The sequence below is a fragment of the Microvirga pakistanensis genome, assembly GCF_004458765.1.
In the GTDB taxonomy this organism is placed as follows: domain Bacteria; phylum Pseudomonadota; class Alphaproteobacteria; order Rhizobiales; family Beijerinckiaceae; genus Microvirga; species Microvirga pakistanensis.
The window spans coordinates 1-310 of record NZ_SPJX01000221.1 but is presented as its reverse complement, the minus strand read 5'-3'; the positions used below and the strand labels follow the sequence as shown (position 1 = coordinate 310).

Genomic DNA, 310 nt, shown 5'->3' with positions numbered 1-310 from the left:
GTCGCCATGGGGCGGGCGATCGTGCGCGACCCGCAGGTGTTCCTCTTCGACGAGCCGCTGTCCAATCTCGACGCCAAGCTGCGCGTGCAGATGCGCGTCGAGATCAAGGAACTGCACCAGCGCCTCAAGACCACGACGATCTACGTGACGCACGATCAGATCGAGGCCATGACCATGGCCGACAAGATCGTGGTCATGCACGACGGCATCGTGGAGCAGATCGGCGCGCCCCTCGAACTCTACGACCGGCCCAGGAACCTGTTCGTGGCTGGCTTCATCGGATCGCCGGCCATGAACTTCATCGAGGGAC

The 310-nt window shown here is 63.2% G+C and carries 1 protein-coding gene; it reads left to right on the top strand.

The features are described from left to right. Window positions 1-310 (top strand): ABC transporter ATP-binding protein (locus tag E4K09_RS14070; RefSeq protein ID WP_425293844.1); only part of this gene is annotated, 310 nt, incomplete at both ends.